Origin of the sequence: Rathayibacter sp. SD072, assembly GCF_017355185.1 — a bacterium.
In the GTDB taxonomy this organism is placed as follows: Bacteria; Actinomycetota; Actinomycetes; order Actinomycetales; family Microbacteriaceae; genus Rathayibacter.
This window is the reverse complement of record NZ_JADILJ010000012.1, coordinates 53,837-73,454: the sequence shown is the minus strand read 5'-3', so window position 1 is coordinate 73,454 and position 19,618 is coordinate 53,837. Positions and strand designations below refer to the sequence as shown.

The window sequence follows — 19,618 nt, the reverse complement described above, 5'->3', positions numbered from 1 at the left end:
GCGCTCGCGTCTGCGATCCGACTGTTCAGTTGTGAACTGAACACGGAGGTGCCGGATGCTGGCCGCGGTGAGACGAGAGGAGCTGGAGCTCGCGATCGGCGTTCTCGGACTCCGGAGGCGATGAACGCGACGGCTACCCTCGGAACATGAGGGTGTATTCCGTCGACGAGAGAGACTCCGTGGAGGAGATGCCAGCAAGTGGCTACCGGGTCATGCTCGTCAGATCCGGACGTCGAGTCAGCGCCTTCAACATCGACGCCGCGTCGGTGCGCGAGGCCCTCGCCTGGGCTGAGGAGAACTGCGCGAATGGCGCCTTCTCGCTCGCGGCCCGGTTCGAGCTGTTCGGAGGAGGAGTCTCCCTCATGTGGCTGACTCCTCCTCCGGAGGAGTTGATGGCAGAGCTGGGCTAGGAGCAGACGGCCGTGGACGTCGATCAGCGCGGCGGGTAGGTCCTCAGGGTCGGGGTCGTCGTGGTGCGCGTGCGCCCCGGCGACGCGCGCCCGAGCGCGGCGAGCATGTTCAGCATCCGTCGGTCCGTCGACGTCGACGGGTCGGTTCGTCGTCCCGGGTGATCAGTGGCGGTCGTCGGATGATGCGGGGCACGGGTCCCGTGGTGTGGATGGTGCGTGCGGGGAGGGTTCCGGGGCCGGTGCGTCCGCGGAGTGCGCGGTCGTCGTCGACAGCGTGGACACCCCACCCGGTGAGGTGCAGACTCCACGGCTCGTGCGCGTTCACCCCGGGAGCGTCCACTCGGAAGCGCCGACTCGCGCGAGTCGCACGCACCGGTCCTTGCGCCGCTGGCGGATCCCGTTCCGCGTCCGCTCGCCCCGGCGCCCCGTGGAGACGCCCGTTCCGCGGGCTGCCACCGCGCGGGCTGCTCGGTCAGCGGGGCGCCCGAGGGGCCGGCTCCGGGCGGTGGACGCCGCGGGGGCGGTAGCCGAGGGTGTCGGAGGCGCCGAGCAGGTCAGTGAGGTACCAGAGGGTGGCGAGCCACATCTCGGTGCCCTGCAGGCCGGCGTCGGCGTCGTGCAGGCGGAAGGCGAAGCCGCGGCCCGGGCGCCACTGGCCGAGGACCTGCGCGAGCAGGGTCCTCGCCAGCGGCTCGACCTCGGCGTCGCGGTAGCCGGTGCTGCGGGTGAGCCAGAGCGGGTGGACGAGGTCGAGGGCGGCGCAGGCGTCCACGCGCTCGGGCCGGAACCAGCGGTCGTCGCGGGCGTGCCGGAGCACGGTGTCGCGGATCGCCTCGGGATACGGGAGCGGTCCGCCGTGCTGCACGAGGGTGCCGCGGGTCGTCCGGTACGAGCCGTTCACCAGCAGGAGCAGTCCGCGCTCGGCCGAGCCGTCGCCCCACATCCCGCTGCGGGGATCGGCCCGGGTGAGCAGCCAGCCGAAGAGCGCCTCCTCGAGGCCGACCGGGACCGCGTCGCCGCGGCGGCGGGTCCAGTGCAGTGCGGTGCCGAAGGCGTCGACGTGGTGGCCTGCGTTCCACGGGTCGTCGCGCCAGCGCAGCCCGTCGAGCCGCGCGATCAGGCCTTCAGGGGTCTCCTCGGTCACGGCGGTGAGCGGCTGCGCGAACCCCGATCCGAGCAGGTCGAGCGCGTAGCCCGCGCTCAGCACCCGGTAAGCGGCCTCCGGATCGGTCCAGAGGTCGGCCCCCGGGATCGGCAGTCCGTGCAGCCGTGCAACGACGGCCGCGGGGTCGACGTCGGGAGGCGACGCGCCGAGCAGGAGGTCGGCGAGCTCGACCGCGTCGCCGAGCGCGCGGTCGGTCGGGGCGGCGTCCGGTCTGTCGCGGAAGGCGGGTCCGCCGTGGCACGCCGGGTCGTCGTCGACCGCGGAAGGGCGGAGGATCCCCTCGATCTCCTCGCGGGCGCGGTCCGCCAAGCGCGCGGCGTCCGAGAGATCGGCGGCGACCGGAGGGACCCGCTAGCGCAGCCGGCGCGCCGGGTTCCCGCCCACGACCGCGCCGGCCGCCACGTCCTTCGTCACGACGGCGCCCGCGGCGAGCACGGCGTGGTCGCCGACCGTCACGCCGTCGAGCACGACCACGTGCGAGCCGATCCAGACGTCGTCGCCGATGCGGATCCCTCGGGAGGTCAGCGGCTGGCGGAAGACCTCGGTGCCGGGCTCCATCGAGTGGTTGAAGCCGAGGATCGACGAGTGCGCGCCGATCCGGACGGCCGAGCCGAGGACGACGTCCCCGCGCACCACCGTGTAGGGGTTCAGCGAGCAGTCGGCGCCGACCTCGACGTCACCCGTCAGGTACGCGCCTGCGGCGATGTACGAGCGGTCGCCCAGCACGAGGTGATCCGGATCGACCGCGGCCGACTCCGCGACGAAGCAGTCCGCGCCGATCGCCCAGCCGTCGTGCGCGGCCACCAGCTCACGCTGCAGGTCGAGCTGGCGCGCCCGCCGCTCCGGTGAGGCCTCGGCCCAGAACGACCACGGCGAGTGCTCGTGGCGGTCGATCACCGCGCGTCCTCCGCCGGCCGCCCGTCCGCCGACCGCCCGGGGGCCGCCGTGGAGGCGCGGACGATCAGGCTCGGGTTGAGCTGCACGCGGTGCACGGGCCGCTCGGGGTCCTCGATCCTCTGCACGAGCAGACGGACCGCGGCCTCGCCGACCCCGGCGCGCGGCGGGCTCACCGCGGTCAACGCGGGCGTGAACAGCTGAGCGACCTCGTCGTCGTAGGCGATCACCGAGAGGTCGCCGGGTACGGAGATGCCGCGGTTGAGAGCGAGGTCGACGAAGGCCATCGCCTCAGGGTCGGAGTGGACGAGCAGGGCGGTGACGCCGGTCTCGAGTGCCGTCTCGAGGGCCGCGTCGACCACTGCGGAGAAGTCGGCGCTGCCGCGGTCGGGCAGCGTCTCCTCGAAGTGGTCGGCGGGGGTGAGGCCGAGGGCCTCGCAGGCGGAGAGCCAGCCCGCGGCGATCTTGCGCGAGGTCGGCGAGTTCCGCGACAGGATCAGGCCGACCTTCCGGTGCCCGAGCTCGGCGAGGTGGCGGGCGGCGAGCACCGCCCCGAGCGCGTGGTCGGTGGTGACCGACTCCGCCGGCGTGCCCTCCGGCTCGAGGACGGCGTCGCGCTCGACCAGGACCGACGGCACGCCGCAGTCGGCGAGCCAGCGCAGGACGTCGCCGGAGTGCTCGGTGTCGGTGTTCGGCGCGACGATCAGCCCGCGCACGTCGCCGGAGCGCAGCAGCCGCTCGAGTACCGGCCGCTCGTCCTGCAGCTCGTAGGACGCGCCGCGCAGGACGACGTTGTGGCCGAGGCTGCGGCCCGTCGCCTCCATCGCGTGCAGCACGCCGGGCCAGTAGTAGTTGAGCGAGGGGACCAGGACGGCGATCGAGCCGAGCCTGACCTCCTTCTCCGCGGGCGCGGGCGCGGGGGCGCTCGCGCCGAGGACGACCGCGCCGCCGTGCACGCGGCTGAGCAGCCCCTCTCGCTCCATCTGCACCAGATCGCGACGGAGCGTGACCGTCGCCACACCGAGCGCCTCGGTGAGCTGCGAGATCCGCACGGCGCCGTCGACGCCCAGGGCCGCGAGGATGTGCGCCCGTCGCTCGGCGGCGAGGGGAGGGGACTGAGTCTGGTCGCTCATCGTGAGTCTCCGATCGGTGGGTCCAGGTCTATCGCGATGCGCAGCTGCCTGCGCGCGGTGGCGTCGATCTCGAGCAGCGTCAGCCGCTCGCCCCACACGCTCGAGAGCAACGGATCGTCCAGCGTCCGGACGACGGCCCGGTGCTCGCAGGCGGGATCCCAGGTGATCCGGAGCGGCCGCGCCGACTGGAGCGGGCGGACCCGGGCGGCGCCGCGCTCGGTCACGACGTCTCCCGCGAGGAGCAGTCGGATCGCGGTGCCGGGCTCATCGTCACGATCGTCCCACGGGGCGAGGTCCCAGCGGTCCTCGAGCACGACCCGGTGGGCGGGGCGGTCGAGGAGGACGGTCCGGCGCCAGGAGCGCAGCCCCGCAACGGGGTACGCCGCGGCGAGCTCCGCGGAGAACGCGGCGGATCGATCGCTCAGCGCGACCGACACGTCCGCGGCGGCCGCCGCCCGCCCGGCCGGCTGGCCGAGTCCGCGGACGACGGGCAGATTGTGCCACTCGCTCCGCATCGTCCAGATGCCGTAGCGCTCCGGGCCGAAGGTGGCGGCGGTGTAGGTGGGGCGACCGGCGTCGACGACGACGGGCACCCCCTCGCTCGCCACCTGGAACGAGCCGACGTCGTTGTGGTTGTGGTGCTCCGCGTTGTGCCCGCCCTTGGCGACGAGCGTCAGGCCCTCCGCCGATCCCTCGGTCGTGCGGGCCAGGAGCACCTGGACGGACTCGAGCCAGACCTCACGGGGGAGCGGCGGAAGGGCCGGGGGAGCCGCGGTCCAGAGCGGGTCGGTCACTCCGCGCAGCAGCCGCCCGAGTCCCTCCTTCTCCGAGGCGGCGGGCCCGCCGGGGGAGCGCTGCGCCGCTGCGTGCGCCGTGGCGGCCGCGTCGCCGACCCCGCGGCCGGCCCGGTGCACCGCGTGCCAGGGCTGGTCGCGCGACTGCAGGGCCTGGCCGTCGGCGTGCGCGACGTACCAATCGCCGCCGAGGTGCGAGCGGTGCGGGAAGGCGACGGTGGCGCGCAGCGCCGGGACTTCGGAGGCGTTCCAGGCGCCGCCGGTCGCGTGCGCGAGGACGTCGAGCGCCTCGAGCGCGCGGCAGGCGCCGTTCCACCAGTAGGCGTAGCCCTCGTCGATCGCGCCGTCCTCGGGGAGCACGGCGATGTAGCGGTCCAGCGCGGCGACGGCGCGGGTGACGACGGCGGCACGCTCGTCCTCCTCGCCTGGAGCGTCGAGCAGGCGCAGCGCGGCGACGAGGATGTTGCCCGTGATCCAGGGGTTCCAGTTGTGCACGTCGCCGTCGAGGCCGAGCCAGTGCCAGTCGTCGCGGGCGAGGAACGGGGCGAGCACGCGCTCGCGGACCTCGAGGCGGATCCGGCGGCGCAGCCCCGGGTAGCGGAGGTCGAGGCGCTCGCCGAGGACGTGGTCGAGCCAGGCGAGCTGGCCGGCGACCTCACCGGCCCCGAGGTCGAGGAAGGGGTCGGCGACGTCAGCGAGCACCGAGCCGTGCCGGCGGAGCGCGTCGTCGTGGGCGGGCCAGCACCAGGAGCTCTGCTCGCAGAGCAGCTGCACGCCGTCGGCGACCTGGTCGAGCCACGAGTCGCCGTCCGCGCCAGTGCCGGCGGTGCTGGCCGCCAGCAGCACCGCGCGGCTCAGTCGCCGCTGCCGCTCGAACGCGCTCTGCTCCCAGCGGTCGCGGTTCCCGTCGCGGTGCACGCCGACGGCCTCGCTCGCGAGCGGCTGCGGCCAGGGAACGAGCAGGTCGGCGGCGGCGCGCTCGGCGACGGCGGCGAGGGTCGGTGCATCCGCATCCGCCCAGGCCTCGCGATCGGCCGCGGTCGGCACCGGCAGCGACAACTCCGGCACCACGAGGACCCCGCGCGCCGAGAGCGGACGATCCGGCGAGAACGCGGCGGCGAGCGGTCCCCGGAAGGACTCGATCACACCTGGCGATCGGGCCGGGCCTGAAGAGTGAGGCATGTAAGCGATCATAATCGATCAATTTGACTCAAGTGAACATTGAAATGATCGATTTCCGTATGTATAGTCCTGTTCTGTTCAGCGCCGGTCACGCCGCCGCACGACGGGCCGCTCAGGGCGTCGGGACATCACGATTCAAAGGAGAGCCACCGTGGACGAGGGGAACCTCCGCGCCGACTGGACGCGCGAGCACTGGCTCGCCGTCGCGGACGCGCTGCTCGCCGCCGTGGCTCCCTACGCCAGCGCCGGTCACGGTCGGATCACCCTGCCCGGCGCCGTGGGCGGCTACGGTCGCGCCGTCGACGGCCTCGAGGGCTTCGCCCGTACCTTCCTGCTCGCAGGCTTCCGCATCGCCGGGGCGCGCGGCGAGGGCGTCGACGCGCTGATCGACTTCTACCGCCGCGGCGTCGAGACCGGCGTCGATCCCGATGCGGACGACCGCTGGGTGCGGATCGAGGAGCATGCCCAGGCCAAGGTCGAAGCGGCGTCGATCGCCCTCGTGCTGGACCTCACACGGCCGTGGATCTGGGACCGCCTCGACGCCCGCACGCAGCAGCGCGTGATCGACTACCTCGCTCCCGTCGTCGGTGACGACACCTACCCGCAGACCAACTGGGTCTGGTTCCGCCTGGTCGTCGAGACCTTCCTCCGCTCGGTCGGCGGCCCGTGGTCGATGCAGGACATGACCGCGGATCTCGCCCGGCACGACTCCTTCCTCCGCGAGGACGGCTGGCTCGCGGACGGCGCGGAGCGCGCCTTCGACCACTACGTCGGCTGGGCCCTGCAGGTGTACCCCGTGCTCTGGTCGCGGATGGCCGGCGCGGCCGAGCTCGCGGCCCCCCGCGCCGCCGCGGACGTCGCCCGGCTCGACCGCTACCTCTCCGACGCCCTCGCGCTCGTCGGCGGTGACGGCTCGCCGCTGCTCCAGGGCCGCAGCCTGATCTACCGCTTCGCCGCTGCCGCGCCGTTCTGGGCGGGCGTGATCGCCGAGGTCCCCTCGCACCCGCCGCGCCGCCTCCGCCGTGCCGCGAGCGCGATCGTCGGGCACTTCGCCGACAACGGCGCCCCCGGCGAGGACGGCCTGCTCTCGATGGGCTGGCACGACCCGTGGCGCGAGCTCGCGCAGTCCTACTCCGGACCCGGCTCGCCGTACTGGGCGGTCAAGGGCCTGCTCGGGATCGCGCTGCCCGCCGACCACCCGGTCTGGGCGGCCGGGACCGAAGCGCTCCCCCTCGCCCTGCTCCCGATCGAGCAGGGCGACGACCTGCGCGCGATCGTCTCGCCCGGCTGGATCGTCTCCGGCACGCAGGCCGACGGGATCGTCCGCGTGGTCAACCACGGCACCGACAAGGCACTGCCCGGTGCGACCACCGGCGATTCCCCGCTCTACGTCCGGCTGGGCTACTCCACCGCCACCGCGCCGCTGCTCGACGAGCAGGGCTGGACGGAGGCGCTCGAGCAGAGCGTCGCGCTGGTGGACGCGGCGGGCGAGGCGACCCACCGCACCGGCATGGAGCTGACCGAGGTGCGCCTCGACGCGGACGGCCGTGTCGGCGTCGCCGGCTCGACCTGGGACGCGCACTGGATCACTCCGGAGCGCAGCACCCACCGGCACGGCGAGGGAGTGAGCGGAGCCGTGCGCATCGCCGGCCGACTCAGCGTGCACTCGCTGGTGCGCGGCCCGTGGGAGCTGCGGCTCGCGCGGATCGACGAGCTCGCCGAGGACGTGCGCATCACGGATCTGCGCCTGCGGATCGGCGGCTGGGCGATCGCCGGCGAGCGGGTCGACGCGGACGCGGACACCGCGACGGCAACCGTCTCCAACGGCCGCCGCACCGGCACGCTCACCGCACTCACCGCCGGCGCCGTCCCCGGAGTCGTCGCCCGCGACGGCGCGAGCCCGCTCGGCCCCGCCGTCGGCGTGCCCGTCCTCACCGTTCCAGCGGAGGTCGGCGCCGTCGTCGCCGCGCTGGTCGGCCTCACCGCCGAAGAGACGGCCGGAGCGGAGGCCCCCGTCGAGGGCGCCGCCTCTGTCGACGTCGCCCTCGACGGCGACGCACTGTCCGTGACGGCGACCTGGCCCGACGGCCTCGTCACCGAGCACCGACTCCCAGATTCCGGACGCGCCGCTCGGCGGCTCCGGTACCCGAGGACCCGAGGTGGAGTCCCGGACGCAGATGCAAAGGAGCAGCACGCATGAAGAGAAGATTCACCGCCGCTGGAGTGGCCCTGGTCGCCGCCCTGTCCCTCACCGCCTGCTCGAGCGGAGGCGGGGGCGGCGACGCACCCGCTGCCGAGGGCCCGATCACGCTCAGCCTCTCCGGCTGGAGCCTGAGCACGACTCCGGAGTTCCAGGCGCTCGCCGACGCGTTCCACGAGAAGGACCCCGACGTCACGGTCGAGGTCAAGGAGTACGACGCGACCAACTACGACACCCTGATGACCGCGGACCTCGCGGCCGGCAGCGGGCCCGACATCATCACGCAGAAGAACGTGAAGAACGTCGTCACCTACCAGTCGGGCGGGCAGCTGATGGACGTCTCGGACGTCGAGATCCCCGAGTCGATCGGCGGAGCGGAGGCCTACGAGGTCGACGACAAGCAGTGGGCGACCCCCTACCGCCAGGACTCGTGGGTCCTCTTCTACAACAAGGACCTCTTCGACCAGGCCGGCGTCGCGTACCCCGACGGCTCCTGGACCTGGGACGACTACGAGTCGAACGCCGAGTCGCTGAAGACCGCGCTCTCGGCCGCCGGCAGCGCCGCGAACGGCACCTACGGCCACAGCTGGCAGTCGACCGTGCAGGGCTTCGCGGCCGCGCAGACCCCCGACGTCAACATCCTCGGCGGCGACTACAGCTACCTCGAGCCGTACTACGAGCGCGTCCTCGCGCTGCAGGACGCCGGCGCGCAGGTCGACTACAACACCGTCGTCGCCAACAAGCTCACCTACCAGGCCGAGTTCGGCAAGCAGAACGCCGCGATGATGCCGATGGGCACCTGGTTCGTCGCGTCGCTGATCGCCCAGCAGAAGTCGGGCGACTCCGACACCTTCAACTGGGGCATCGCCCCGATCCCGCAGTTCGACGAGTCGACGACCGGCGAGGGCGACACCCCGGTGACCTTCGGCGACCCGACCGGCTTCGGCATCAACGCGAACATCGACGACTCGAAGGCGGCCGCCGCCAAGGAGTTCCTCGAGTTCGCCGCGAGCGAGGAGGGCGCGGAGGTCGTCGCGTCGCTCGGCATCACCCCGGCGCTCACCAGTGACGCGGTGGCCGAGGCCTACTTCGCCGTCGAGGGCGCGCCCACCGACGAGCTGTCGAAGACCGCCTGGTCCGAGCACGACACCAAGCCGGAGAACCCCACCTCGGCCAAGACCGCGGCCGTGCAGAACATCCTGCTCGACCTGCACACCTCGGTCCTCTCGGGCTCCGCGAGCATCGAGGACGCCGTGAAGTCGGCGGACGACCGCGTGAAGAACGAAGTCGGCACCGACTGACTCCCCGCGGTGGCCGGCCGACCCCGGCCGGCCACCGCCTCCGCTCGACCCCGGCACAGCCCCAGCCCCAGCCCTGCCCAGACCTTGGAGGTCTCATGACGACCCTCGCCGCCGCCGACGCCGGCACGTCGACACCGCCGCCGAAACGACGCCGCTCCGCGTACGCGGTGAGGAACACCCTCATCGGGTACACCTTCATCCTCCCGAACTTCCTCGGCTTCGCGGCGCTCACGCTCGTGCCGGTGATCACGCTCTTCTACATGTCGCTCACCGACTGGAACGTCTTCGGCCAGGCGAACTGGGTCGGGCTCGCGAACTTCCAGCGCCTGCTCGGCGACGGCAGCTTCCGCATCGCGCTGACCAACACGCTCTACTACGCCGCGCTGCACATCCCTCTGACGCTGATCGTCTCGCTCGGGCTCGCGCTGCTGCTCAACAACAAGCTCCGCGGCGTCGCCTTCTTCCGCACCGCCGCGTTCTTCCCCTACATCACGTCGATCGTCGCGATCGCCGTCGTGTGGAACCTGCTCTTCAGCCCCGAGTACGGGCCGATCAACGAGATCCTCCGCGCGGTCGGCTTCTCGAGCCCGCCCGGGTGGCTGACGTCGTCGGAGTGGGCGATGCCCGCCGTCGTCATCATCAGCACCTGGCGCGACATGGGCTACTACATGATCCTGTTCCTCGCCGGCCTGCAGACGGTGCCCCGCGAGCTCCACGAGGCGGCTCGCGTCGACGGCGCGTCCGTCTGGCAGCGCTTCGTGAACGTGACGATCCCGTGCCTGCGGCCGACCACGTTCTTCGTCACCGTGATGCTGACCATCAACTCGTTCAAGATCTTCGATCTGATCCTGGTGATGACCCAGGGCGGGCCCGGCCAGGCCACTCTCGTCCTCTCGCAGTTCATCTACCAGAAGGGCTTCCAGGAGAACCAGTTCGGCTACGCGTCGGCGGTCTCGGTGGTCCTCTTCCTGCTCTGCATCGTCGTCACGCTCGTGCAGTTCTTCCTCAACAGAAGGAGTGAGTCCCGATGACCGGACTGCTGATCCCCGAGGGCGCTCCCGTCCTGCCGCGCGTCGACGAGCCGCTCGCGCCGCGCCGGAAGACCGCCGGCCGCTCCACCCTGTCGCGCGTGGGCCGTCTGCTCGGCTACGCCGTGATGATCCTCGCCGCGGCCGCGCTGCTGCTGCCGTTCTTCTGGATGATCATGAGCTCGCTCAAGACGCCGAACGACGTCTTCTCGGTGCCCGTGAAGTGGGTGCCCGACACCTGGGTCTGGAACAACTACGTCGACATCTGGGCGCAGTCCGGGATGCTCACGTGGATCCGGAACACGCTGATCCTGGCGGTCGTCGTGACCGTGCTCCAGGTGCTCACCGGCTCGTTCGCGGCCTACGGCTTCTCGCGGATGCGGTTCCCCGGTCGCGACGTGCTGTTCCTGGTCTACATCGGCACCATCGCGGTGCCGTGGCAGTCGTACATGATCCCGCAGTTCATCCTGCTGTCGAACCTGAAGGTGTCGAACACCCTCTGGGCGATCATCCTCATCCAGGCGTTCGGCGCGTTCGGCGTGTTCCTGATGAAGCAGTTCTACGAGACGATCCCCGAGGAGCTCTCGGAGGCCGCGCGCCTGGACGGCCTGAGCGAGTACGGCATCTGGGCGCGGATCATGGTGCCGCTGTCGATCCCCGCGATCGCGAGCCTCACCCTGCTCACCTTCGTCGCCACCTGGAACGACTACCTCGGACCACTGATTTACCTCCGCAACCCCGACCTCTGGACGATCCAGCTCGGGCTGCAGAGCTTCGTCAGCACCCTCTACGACGCCAACTACGCGCTGCTGTTCGCGGGCCTGGTCATCTCGGTGATCCCCATCGCCGTGGTCTTCCTGCTCGGTCAGAAGTACTTCGTCGAGGGCATCGCGACCAGCGGATTGAAGGGCTGAGATGCGCCGCATCCCGCACGGCCTCTACGCCTCGCTCTTCGGCGTCGTCCACCTCATCCTCACGACCAACGTGCTGCTCGTGATCGGCTGCCTGCCCCTCGTGCTGCTGCTGATCACCACCGACCCGGCGCGGTCGTGGCCGCTGCTCGCGGCGGCCCTGCCGCTGTGCGCGCCGGCCGTCCGCGGAGCCTTCGCGGTCTTCGCCGAGCACGGCCGGGGCGGGACCCGGGTCGTCCGCACCTTCTGGGCCGCCTGGCGGCAGGGCTGGGGGCGCACCCTGGCCCTCGCGGCCGTGGCCACCGCGGTCGCCGCGATCGCGCTGGTCGACGTGCGGTTCCTCTCGACGTCGCAGATCGGAGTGGTCGTCGTACCGCTCCTCCTGATCGTCGTGCTGCTCGTCGTCGGCACCGCCCCGGTCGTGCTGGTCGCCCTGATCGAGGCCCCCGGAGCCGCGCTGCTGCGCACCCTGCGGATCTCGCTGATCCTCGCGGCCCGCCGCTGGCACCTGACCCTCGTGTCGCTGCTGGTCCTCGCCTTCCAGGCGTACCTCTTCACCCTCTCGCCGGCCCTCGCCCTCGGCGTCTCGGCGGCGCCCGCCCTGTACCTCGTCTGGGCCGACGCGCGCTACACCCTCCTGCCCGCCCTCCCCGCCGACCAGCCGGTCGCCGCGTGAGCCACGACGAAGGACAGACCGTCATGACCACCACCCACCCGTCCTCCGCGAGGACGACGACGGAGCGGGCCCTGGCCGATGCGCTCGAGGTCGTGCGCCGCATGATCGAGCGGTTCGGCAGCGCCTACCCGGACGACACCACCGTCGACGGCCGGTACGAGCTGAGGCCGGCGACGACCGGGTTCGCGGCCGGGGCCAACCGCGGCTGGACCACCAGCTTCTGGCCGGGCATGCAGTGGATCGCGTGGGAGCTCACCGGCGAGGAGGTGTTCCGCGGCGCGGCCGCCGGCCACCTCGAGGACTTCGCCCGGCGCCTCCGGGAGGGCGAGGACCTCGACACCCACGACCTCGGCTTCCTCTACACGCTCTCGGCCGTCGCGCCGTGGCGACTGCTCGAGGACCCCCTGGGCCGCTCGACCGCGCTGGCCGCCGCCGACGTGCTGATGACGCGGTTCCTCGAGAACGCGGGCATCGTGCAGGCCTGGGGCGACCTCCGCGATCCCGCGCAGCGCGGTCGGACCATCATCGACTCCCTCATGAACATGCCGCTGCTGACCTGGGCGGCCGAGCAGACGGGCGACGCGCACAAGGCCGAGGCCGTGCGCCGCCACGTCGAGGCGCTGCGCACGCACATCCTCCGCCCGGACCACTCGACCTTCCACACCTTCTACTGGAACGCCGAGACCGGGGAGCCGCTGCACGGCGGCACCGAGCAGGGCGCCTTCGACGACTCCTGCTGGGCCCGCGGTCAGGCCTGGGGGATCTACGGCTTCGCGATGAACCACCGCGTCTCGGGCGATCCGGCGGTGCTGGAGGCCTCGCGTGCGTGCGCCGACTACTTCCTCGCGCACCTCCCGGCCGACCTCGTGCCCTACTGGGACCTCGTCTACACCGACGGGAGCGACGCCCCGCGCGACAGCTCCGCCGCGGCGATCGCGGTCTGCGGGCTCTTCGAGCTCGCCTCCGTGGAGAGCGACGAGGAGCGCGCCGAGCACTGGCGCCGGTCGGCGCACGAGCTGCTCGCCGCCCTGATCGAGCACTGCGCCCCCTCGACCCCCGAGTCGGCCGACACGGTCCTGCTGCACAGCGTCTACGACCTGCCGAAGGACGTGGGCGTCGACGAGGGCACCCTCTGGGGCGACTACTTCTACCTGGAGGCGCTCGTGCGCGCCTCGCGACCGGAATGGCGGCCCTACTGGTGAGACTCCTCCGCTACTCCTCGCCCGACGGCGACCGCACCGGCGTCGTCGTCGACGGCGACCGCGTGCTCGACCTGGGCGCGCTGCCCGTGAGCGACCTGCTCGCGGACGACGCGCTCCTCGCCGACGCCCGCGAGCGCGCCGGGGCCGCGTCCGGCGACGACCTCCCGCGACTCGACTCCCTGCGCCTGCTGCCGCCGGTCGTGCCGGGCAAGATCCTCTGCATCGGCTACAACTACCGCGGCCACGTGCCCAGCGGAGGAGAGGACCGGCCGGTCCCGACGACTCCCGACGTCTTCGTGAAGACGCCCAACACGCTCTCGGCGCCGGGCGACCCCGTGACCCTGCCGGCGACCGCCTCCGACGTCGACTACGAGGGCGAGATCGCCCTCGTGATCGGCCGCGCGGGCCGAGACATCCCGCTCGAGCAGGCCGCCGCGCACATCGGCGGCTACTCGCTGATGAACGACGTCTCGGAGCGCACCTGGCAGGGCCGCTCGAGCCAGTGGACCCTCGGCAAGTGCTCCGACGGCTTCGCTCCGCTGGGGCCCTGGCTCGTCACTCCCGACGACGTGCCCGACCCGCAGGACCTGCGTGTCGAGGTGGAGCGGGAGGGGCGGATCACCGTCTCGCAGAGCACCGCCGACCTCGTCTTCACGATGGCGGCGCTCGTCCACCACCTCAGCGAGGGCCTCACCCTCGAGCCCGGCGACGTGATCTCGACCGGCAGCCCGCAGAAGCTGCCCGACGCGCTCGCCGCGCACCGCCCGCTGGCCGACGGCGACTCCGTCACCGTGCGCGTCGACGGCCTCGGCTCGCTCACGACCCTCTTCCGAAAGGCAGGACGATGATCCTCGACAGCTTCCGACTCGACGGCCGCGTCGCCGTCGTCACCGGCACCAGCAAGGGCATCGGCCGCGGAGCCGCCCTGGCCCTCGCCGAGGCCGGAGCCGACATCGCCCTGGTCGACCGCGGCGACGCCTCCGGGACGGCCGAGGCGATCCGGGCGCTGGGCCGCCGGGTCGTGCTGATCCGCCGCGACTTCGCCGCGGCGAGCGCCGACGAGCTGCACTCGGCGATCGACGAGGCCGTCGACGGGCTCGGGCGGATCGACGTGCTCGTCAACAACGCGGGCACCATCAAGCGCGCCCCGGCCGCCGAGCACAGCGCCTCCGACTGGGACGAGGTGCTCCGCGTGAACCTCGACTCGGTGTTCCACCTGACGCAGGCGGCCGGCCGCCGGATGATCGCGCAGGGCTCCGGCCGGATCATCAGCGTCGCGTCGATGCTGTCGTTCCAGGGCGGCATCACCGTGCCCGGGTACACCGCCTCCAAGCACGCCGTGGCGGGACTCACGAAGGCGTTCGCCAACGAGTGGGCCGCCTCCGGAGTGACCGTCAACGCGATCGCCCCCGGCTACCTCGCCACCGACAACACCGCGGCCCTGCGCGCCGACGCCGCGCGCGACGCCGCGATCCTCGCCCGCATCCCCGCCGGACGCTGGGGACTCCCCGCCGACCTGCAGGGCGCCTTCGTCTTCCTCGCCTCCGACGCGTCGGCCTACGTCACCGGGACCGTGCTCCCCGTCGACGGCGGCTGGCTCGTGCGATGACCCCTCCCACCCGCGACCCAGGAGCCTCCGACATGGACCAGCGCTACGCCACCAACCCCTCGCAGATCCCCGGGATGACCACCGAGGACCTCCGCTCGCACTTCCTCGTGCCCGAGATCTTCGTCGAGGGCGAGATCCGCCTCGTCTACACGCACCACGACCGCATCGTGCTGGGCGGAGCGACGCCCGCCGGGAAGCGGCTCGAGCTGACCGGCTACGAGGAGATCCGCAGCGAGACCTTCCTCGAGCACCGCGAGCTGGGCGTCATCAACGTCGGCGGGACCGGCACCGTGACCGCCGACGGCGAGACCTACACCCTCGTCACCGGCGCCTGCCTGTACCTGGGCCGCGGGATCGAGAAGGTGGCGTTCGAGGACGCCGACGGAGCCGCGCAGTTCTACCTGTTCTCGGCCCCCGCGCACACGGCCTACCCGACCGCGCTCGTGTCGCCGGGCGAGGGCACCGTGCGCGAGCTCGGCGATCAGGCCACGAGCAACCGCCGCACTCTCAACCAGTACATCCACGAGAACGGCGTGCGCAGCTGCCAGATCGTCATGGGCGTCACGACGCTGCACGAGGGCTCGATGTGGAACACGATGCCCGCGCACACGCACGACCGCCGCACCGAGTGCTACCTCTACTTCGACCTGCCCGAGGAGGCCCGCGTCATCCACCTCCTCGGCGAGCGCCAGGAGACGCGCCACCTCGTGGTCGCCGACCGCCAGGCCATCATCTCGCCGAGCTGGTCGCTGCACTCCGGAGTCGGCACCGCGGCGTACTCGTTCGTCTGGGCGATGGCCGGCGAGAACCAGGCCTTCGACGACATGGATCCGGCGCCGGTCGCCGACCTGGCGTGAGCTCGTCGGGAGCGGCGGTCCCGCGCGGCGTGCTGCTGGCCATGGGCGAGACCATGGCCGTGGTCGTGCCGACGGACGGCTCGGTGGCGCAGGCGGGCGGGTTCCTCGTCGACGCCGGCGGCGCCGAGTCGAACGTGCTCGCGCACGCGGCGGCCCTCGGAGTGCCGGCCCGCTGGCACAGCCGGCTCGGAGCGGATGCGCTCGGCGAGCGCGTGCTGCGCCAGCTGTCCGCGCGCGGCATCGACGTCTCCTCCGTGGTCGCCGATCCGGAGCACCCGACCGGGCTGTACGTGAAGGACCCGGGGCGGGGCGTCGTCTACTACCGCTCCGGTTCGGCCGCCTCCCGCCTCGACGAGGCGGACGCCGACGCGGCTCCGTTCGACGGGGTCGCGCTGCTGCACCTCTCGGGCATCACCGCCGCGCTCTCGGAGCCGGCGGCCCGGTTCCTCCGCCGCGCCGCCCTGCGCGCCCGCGAGCTGGGGATCCCCGTGAGCGTCGACGTGAACCACCGCGCGGCCCTGTGGGACGCCGCGGACGCCGCTCCCGCCCTCGCCGACCTCGCCCGCCTCGCCGACGTGGTCTTCGTCGGCCGCGACGAGGCCGAGACCCTCTGGGGGTCCTGCACCGCCCAGGACGTCCGCGCGATGTTCCCGGACGTGGCCGAGCTCGTCGTCAAGGACGGCCACATCGGCGCGACGGTGTTCTCGGCCGATGCCGGCACTCCGGTCTTCGAGCCCTCCCACGAGGTGGAGGTGCTCGACGCGGTGGGCGCCGGCGACGCCTTCGCCGGCGGCTACCTGGCCGCCGTGCTCCAGGGCGCCGACCACGGCGCGCGCCTGCGCCGCGGCCACGACCGCGCCGCCCTCACCCTCGCGGTAGCAGGCGACTCCCTCGATGAGAGAACGGAACGACGATGACGATCACGCCCCCCACCACCAGCCCGTTCGACGACGTGTTCTCCGGCGCCCCGCTGATGGCGATCCTGCGCGGGATGGGCAGGGAGCGCTCGATCGCCCTCGCGACCACCGCCTGGGACCTCGGCATCGACTCGGTGGAGGTGCCGCTGCAGACCGCGGAGGACGAGGTCGCCCTCCGCGAGGTCGCGCGCCTCGGCGCGGAGCGCGGCAAGACCGTCGGAGCGGGCACCATCGTCCGACCCGAGCAGGTCGCGCCGGCCCGCGCGGCCGGCGCGGGCTACCTCGTCTCGCCGGGCCTCGACCAGCGCATCCTCGCCGCCGCCCGCGCCGTCGATCTCCCGCTGCTGCCCGGAGTCGCGACCCCCTCGGAGGTGCAGCTCGCCGCCTCGCTCGGCCTCACCTGGTTGAAGGCCTTCCCGGCGACCTGGCTCGGCGCGGGCTGGTTCACGCACATCCGCGGTCCGTTCCCCGGGATCCGCTTCGTCGCCACCGGCGGACTCGACGCCGGCAACGTCTCGGAATACCTCGACGCCGGCGTCCGCGTCGCCGCCGTCGGCTCCGCCCTCGAGGACCCGGCCCAGCTCGACCGCCTGGGCGCCCTGCTCGCCGCCACCCGCGCATGACCGGCGGCACGCGGAGTCTCGACACGCGCTGCGCGCCGCTCGACCAGCATGAGGGGGCGCGGCTCAGCTCGGGTCTCCCTGCCTGCTGAGGGAGCAGCTCGCGGAGCGGGCGTCTCGAGATCCGCCCGGGCCGAGGCCGGAGCCTCGTCGTGTCGAGCAAGGTGCAGGGCGTCGTCGGGAAGTGGCGGGGGATCGACGGGGTGCTGCTGCACGCGCAGGCGCCCCGGCGACGCGCGCCGGTCGGTCAGCGCGGCGGGTAGGTCCTCAGGGTCACGGGAGGCAGTGAGGCGAGCTCCGGTGCGACGAGGCCGATGACGTCGGAGTGGTGGTCGACCCCGTCCTGGCGGAGGAACGACCAGCACTTGAGCGATCGGGGACGCTTCGCGAGGGGCAGCGGAGTCGCCTCCACGACGATCAGCCCGCGGTCGTGCAGGACGATGCGGGCGGTGAGCCGCTCGGCGCGGCCGTCGACGGTCCAGTGCCCGACCGCGCGCAGGCGGCCCTCGCGGCTGTCGACTCCGAGCGACATGACCGAGCTGTAGTCCTCGGAGGCGGCGCCCATGCCGATCTGGAAGTCGCCCTCTGCGCCGTCGAGCACGAAGGCGACGTCGAGTCCGGCGCGGTGGCGCACCGAGAACGTCGACACCAGGCGACCGCGGCCGAACGATCCGGAGCGGCTCTGCGCATGGCGGACGTGACCCTCGGCCTGCTGACGCTCCACGCCGTCCTCCTCATCGCTCGGAGCACGGCGGTCGCGGCGCTGCCCTCCGACCCTAGACCTCCTCCGGAGAGAGGAGGCTCCGTGCGGCCGCCGTCCGAGTGCTCCGGCGGCCGCGCACGGTCCGGCGGGTACGGTGGAACGGATCCGAGCACTACCCGCCCCGACGAAGGAGCCCCCATGCCCACCACTGTGAGCGGCGTCATCGCCCGATCGAAGGGCGCTCCCGTCGAGCTCGTCGACATCGTGATCCCCGACCCCGGGCCCGGCGAGGCCGTCGTCGACATCGAGACCTGCGGTGTCTGCCACACCGACTACCACTACCGCGAGGGCGGGATCAGCGACGACTTCCCGTTCCTGCTCGGCCACGAGGCCGCGGGCCGGGTCAGCGCGATCGGCGAGGGAGTGACGCACGTCGCCGTCGGCGACTTCGTCGTGCTCAACTGGCGGGCCGTCTGCGGCGAGTGCCGCGCCTGCGTCCGGGCGGAGCCCTGGTACTGCTTCGACACGTTCAACGCCACGCAGAAGATGACCCTCGAGGACGGCACGGAGCTGAGCCCCGCGCTGGGCATCGGGGCCTTCGCCGAGAAGACGCTGGTGCACGCCAAGCAGTGCACGAAGGTCGACCCGACGGCCGACCCCGCCGCCGTGGGCCTGCTGGGCTGCGGCATCATGGCCGGCCTGGGCGCCGCGATGAACACCGGCAACGTCACGCGCGGCGACTCCGTGGCCGTGATCGGCTGCGGCGGAGTCGGCACCGCCGCGGTCGTCGGTGCGAAGCTGGCCGGGGCGAGCACGATCATCGCGATCGACCGCGACCCCAAGAAGCTGGTCGCCGCGCAGAAGCTCGGCGCGACCCACGTCGTCGACTCGAGCGGTCTCGACGAGGCGGGAGTCGTCTCCGCGGTGCAGGAGCTGACGGACACGTTCGGCGCGGACGTCGTGATCGACGCGGTCGGCCGGCCCGAGACCTGGCGCCAGGCGTTCTACGCCCGCGACCTCGCCGGAACGGTCGTGCTGGTCGGAGTCCCGACTCCCGAGATGACCCTCGAGATCCCCCTGCTCGACGTCTTCGGCCGCGGCGGATCGCTGAAGTCGAGCTGGTACGGCGACTGCCTGCCCGAGCGCGACTTCCCGATGCTGACCGACCTCTACCTGCAGGGCAGGCTGCCGCTGGACGAGTTCGTGAGCGAGCGGATCGGCATCCGCGACATCGAGCAGGCCTTCGCCACGATGGCCGGCGGCGACGTGCTGCGCTCGGTGGTGGTGCTCTGATGGGCGCGCGGATCGACCACCTCGTCACCAGCGGCACGTTCAGCCTCGACGGCGGCACCTGGGACGTCGACAACAACGTCTGGATCGTCGGCGACGACTCCGAGTGCGTCGTGATCGACGCGGCGCACGACGCCGACGCGATCCTGGCGGCGGTCGGCGACCGCAGGCTCGTCGCCGTGCTGCTGACCCACGCGCACGACGACCACATCGACGCGGTCGCGGGCGTGCGGGAGGCGACGGGCGCGCCCGTGCTGCTGCACGACTCCGACCGCATGCTCTGGGACGTGGTGCACCCCGACAGAGCGCCGAGCGCGGCGCTCGTCGACGGCCAGCGGATCGCCGTGGCCGGCCTCGAGCTCGAGGTGCGGCACACGCCGGGTCACTCGCCCGGAGCGGTCTGCTTCGTCGCCGACGAGCTCGGAACGGTCTTCACCGGAGACACGCTGTTCCAGGGCGGACCGGGCGCGACCGGCCGCTCCTACAGCGACTTCCCCACGATCATCGAGTCGATCACCGATCGGCTGCTGACGCTGCCGGCGGAGACGGTCGTGCGCACCGGGCACGGCGACTCGACGACGATCGGGGCGGAGGCGCCCCACCGCGAGGAGTGGATCGCGCGCGGGCACTGAGGGAGGGGTTCCGGGTTCGGTCGCTCGCAGCGGCTGATGTGGTCGGACTCAGCAGCGCGCGCCTGATTTCAGGAGTGTCAGAGCGTTTCATCCA

19 protein-coding genes are annotated in these 19,618 nt (G+C 72.6%); 14 read left to right on the top strand and 5 right to left on the bottom strand.

Annotated features, from left to right (window positions below; translation table 11 throughout):
• Nucleotides 1-146 precede the first annotated feature (146 nt).
• Nucleotides 147-410, top strand: coding sequence for a hypothetical protein (locus IOC53_RS07095; protein WP_207403804.1), 264 nt, complete (start codon nucleotides 147-149; stop codon nucleotides 408-410).
• 472 nt (nucleotides 411-882) lie between these two features.
• Here IOC53_RS07095 and IOC53_RS07090 read toward each other — a convergent pair whose 3' ends face one another.
• The 4 genes from IOC53_RS07090 to IOC53_RS07075 are packed head-to-tail and all read right to left on the bottom strand — an operon-like array spanning nucleotide 883 to nucleotide 5,542.
• The gene (locus tag IOC53_RS07090; RefSeq protein WP_207403797.1) at nucleotides 883-1,884 is read right to left on the bottom strand and encodes a hypothetical protein; all 1,002 of its coding nucleotides are present in this window, start codon (nucleotides 1,882-1,884) and stop codon (nucleotides 883-885) included.
• Nucleotides 1,885-1,926: 42 nt separating this feature from the next.
• Nucleotides 1,927-2,472 carry a DapH/DapD/GlmU-related protein gene (locus tag IOC53_RS19215; RefSeq protein WP_207403795.1) on the bottom strand — a complete coding sequence of 182 codons (546 nt, stop codon included), beginning with the start codon at nucleotides 2,470-2,472 and terminating at the stop codon, nucleotides 1,927-1,929.
• Nucleotides 2,469-3,602: a substrate-binding domain-containing protein gene (locus IOC53_RS07080; protein ID WP_207403793.1), complete on the bottom strand. Its 1,134-nt coding sequence runs from the start codon at nucleotides 3,600-3,602 to the stop codon at nucleotides 2,469-2,471. Before IOC53_RS07080 ends, IOC53_RS19215 begins: the two co-directional genes overlap by 4 nt.
• Nucleotides 3,599-5,542, bottom strand: coding sequence for a heparinase II/III family protein (locus IOC53_RS07075; RefSeq protein WP_307786095.1), 1,944 nt, complete (start codon nucleotides 5,540-5,542; stop codon nucleotides 3,599-3,601). Before IOC53_RS07075 ends, IOC53_RS07080 begins: the two co-directional genes overlap by 4 nt.
• A gap of 187 nt (nucleotides 5,543-5,729) precedes the next feature.
• Here IOC53_RS07075 and IOC53_RS07070 point away from each other — a divergent pair, with 187 nt between their 5' ends.
• The 11 genes from IOC53_RS07070 (at nucleotide 5,730) to IOC53_RS07020 (ending at nucleotide 16,902) form a co-directional block, all read left to right on the top strand.
• Nucleotides 5,730-7,778 (top strand): DUF2264 domain-containing protein, encoded by a 2,049-nt coding sequence (locus IOC53_RS07070; protein WP_207403788.1) that lies wholly within the window; start codon nucleotides 5,730-5,732, stop codon nucleotides 7,776-7,778.
• The gene (locus tag IOC53_RS07065) at nucleotides 7,775-9,079 is read left to right on the top strand and encodes an ABC transporter substrate-binding protein (RefSeq protein ID WP_207403786.1); all 1,305 of its coding nucleotides are present in this window, start codon (nucleotides 7,775-7,777) and stop codon (nucleotides 9,077-9,079) included. The genes IOC53_RS07070 and IOC53_RS07065 overlap by 4 nt, the downstream gene beginning before the upstream one ends.
• 95 nt (nucleotides 9,080-9,174) lie before the next feature.
• Entirely contained in the window at nucleotides 9,175-10,110 is a 936-nt protein-coding gene (locus IOC53_RS07060) for a carbohydrate ABC transporter permease (RefSeq protein ID WP_055789508.1), read from the top strand.
• On the top strand, nucleotides 10,107-11,021 hold the full coding sequence (locus IOC53_RS07055; RefSeq protein ID WP_307786094.1) for a carbohydrate ABC transporter permease: 915 nt from the start codon (nucleotides 10,107-10,109) through the stop codon (nucleotides 11,019-11,021). The genes IOC53_RS07060 and IOC53_RS07055 overlap by 4 nt, the downstream gene beginning before the upstream one ends.
• Before the next feature lies 1 nt (nucleotide 11,022).
• Entirely contained in the window at nucleotides 11,023-11,694 is a 672-nt protein-coding gene (locus IOC53_RS07050; RefSeq protein ID WP_207403781.1) for a DUF624 domain-containing protein, read from the top strand.
• 23 nt (nucleotides 11,695-11,717) lie between these two features.
• Nucleotides 11,718-12,896, top strand: a complete 1,179-nt coding sequence (locus IOC53_RS07045) for a glycoside hydrolase family 88 protein (protein WP_207403779.1) — start codon at nucleotides 11,718-11,720, stop codon at nucleotides 12,894-12,896.
• A complete protein-coding gene (locus tag IOC53_RS07040) occupies nucleotides 12,893-13,744 on the top strand; it encodes a fumarylacetoacetate hydrolase family protein (RefSeq protein ID WP_307786093.1) in 852 nt (283 codons plus the stop codon). Before IOC53_RS07045 ends, IOC53_RS07040 begins: the two co-directional genes overlap by 4 nt.
• Entirely contained in the window at nucleotides 13,741-14,505 is a 765-nt protein-coding gene (kduD, locus tag IOC53_RS07035; RefSeq protein WP_207403775.1) for a 2-dehydro-3-deoxy-D-gluconate 5-dehydrogenase KduD, read from the top strand. The genes IOC53_RS07040 and kduD overlap by 4 nt, the downstream gene beginning before the upstream one ends.
• Before the next feature lie 32 nt (nucleotides 14,506-14,537).
• Nucleotides 14,538-15,362: a 5-dehydro-4-deoxy-D-glucuronate isomerase gene (gene kduI / locus IOC53_RS07030; RefSeq protein ID WP_207403773.1), complete on the top strand. Its 825-nt coding sequence runs from the start codon at nucleotides 14,538-14,540 to the stop codon at nucleotides 15,360-15,362.
• Complete coding sequence (locus tag IOC53_RS07025) at nucleotides 15,359-16,279, top strand: sugar kinase (protein WP_307786092.1); 921 nt, start codon at nucleotides 15,359-15,361, stop codon at nucleotides 16,277-16,279. The genes kduI and IOC53_RS07025 overlap by 4 nt, the downstream gene beginning before the upstream one ends.
• Entirely contained in the window at nucleotides 16,276-16,902 is a 627-nt protein-coding gene (locus tag IOC53_RS07020) for a bifunctional 4-hydroxy-2-oxoglutarate aldolase/2-dehydro-3-deoxy-phosphogluconate aldolase (RefSeq protein WP_207403771.1), read from the top strand. Before IOC53_RS07025 ends, IOC53_RS07020 begins: the two co-directional genes overlap by 4 nt.
• Nucleotides 16,903-17,146: 244 nt before the next feature.
• On the opposite strand, the gene IOC53_RS07015 is transcribed toward IOC53_RS07020, so the two are convergent.
• A complete protein-coding gene (locus IOC53_RS07015) occupies nucleotides 17,147-17,623 on the bottom strand; it encodes a hypothetical protein (RefSeq protein ID WP_207403769.1) in 477 nt (158 codons plus the stop codon).
• Between the two features lie 177 nt (nucleotides 17,624-17,800).
• On the opposite strand from IOC53_RS07015, the gene IOC53_RS07010 reads away from it, so the two are divergent.
• Together IOC53_RS07010 and IOC53_RS07005 are read left to right on the top strand one after the other, a co-directional pair.
• Complete coding sequence (locus IOC53_RS07010; protein ID WP_207403768.1) at nucleotides 17,801-18,895, top strand: S-(hydroxymethyl)mycothiol dehydrogenase; 1,095 nt, start codon at nucleotides 17,801-17,803, stop codon at nucleotides 18,893-18,895.
• The gene (locus tag IOC53_RS07005; protein WP_207403766.1) at nucleotides 18,895-19,524 is read left to right on the top strand and encodes an MBL fold metallo-hydrolase; all 630 of its coding nucleotides are present in this window, start codon (nucleotides 18,895-18,897) and stop codon (nucleotides 19,522-19,524) included. The genes IOC53_RS07010 and IOC53_RS07005 overlap by 1 nt, the downstream gene beginning before the upstream one ends.
• Nucleotides 19,525-19,618: the final 94 nt, after the last annotated feature.

What these genes read in the sequence shown, in the direction of transcription:
- IOC53_RS07095 (WP_207403804.1), top strand. Translation starts at nt 147, where the DNA reads ATGAGGGTGTATTCCGTCGACGAGAGAGACTCCGTGGAGGAGATGCCA.
- kduD (WP_207403775.1), top strand. Translation starts at nt 13,741, where the DNA reads ATGATCCTCGACAGCTTCCGACTCGACGGCCGCGTCGCCGTCGTCACC.
- IOC53_RS07050 (WP_207403781.1), top strand. Translation starts at nt 11,023, where the DNA reads ATGCGCCGCATCCCGCACGGCCTCTACGCCTCGCTCTTCGGCGTCGTC.
- kduI (WP_207403773.1), top strand. Translation starts at nt 14,538, where the DNA reads ATGGACCAGCGCTACGCCACCAACCCCTCGCAGATCCCCGGGATGACC.
- IOC53_RS07045 (WP_207403779.1), top strand. Translation starts at nt 11,718, where the DNA reads ATGACCACCACCCACCCGTCCTCCGCGAGGACGACGACGGAGCGGGCC.
- IOC53_RS07060 (WP_055789508.1), top strand. Translation starts at nt 9,175, where the DNA reads ATGACGACCCTCGCCGCCGCCGACGCCGGCACGTCGACACCGCCGCCG.
- IOC53_RS07010 (WP_207403768.1), top strand. Translation starts at nt 17,801, where the DNA reads ATGCCCACCACTGTGAGCGGCGTCATCGCCCGATCGAAGGGCGCTCCC.
- IOC53_RS07020 (WP_207403771.1), top strand. Translation starts at nt 16,276, where the DNA reads ATGACGATCACGCCCCCCACCACCAGCCCGTTCGACGACGTGTTCTCC.
- IOC53_RS07065 (WP_207403786.1), top strand. Translation starts at nt 7,775, where the DNA reads ATGAAGAGAAGATTCACCGCCGCTGGAGTGGCCCTGGTCGCCGCCCTG.
- IOC53_RS07005 (WP_207403766.1), top strand. Translation starts at nt 18,895, where the DNA reads ATGGGCGCGCGGATCGACCACCTCGTCACCAGCGGCACGTTCAGCCTC.
- IOC53_RS07080 (WP_207403793.1), bottom strand. Translation starts at nt 3,602, where the DNA reads ATGAGCGACCAGACTCAGTCCCCTCCCCTCGCCGCCGAGCGACGGGCG.
- IOC53_RS07055 (WP_307786094.1), top strand. Translation starts at nt 10,107, where the DNA reads ATGACCGGACTGCTGATCCCCGAGGGCGCTCCCGTCCTGCCGCGCGTC.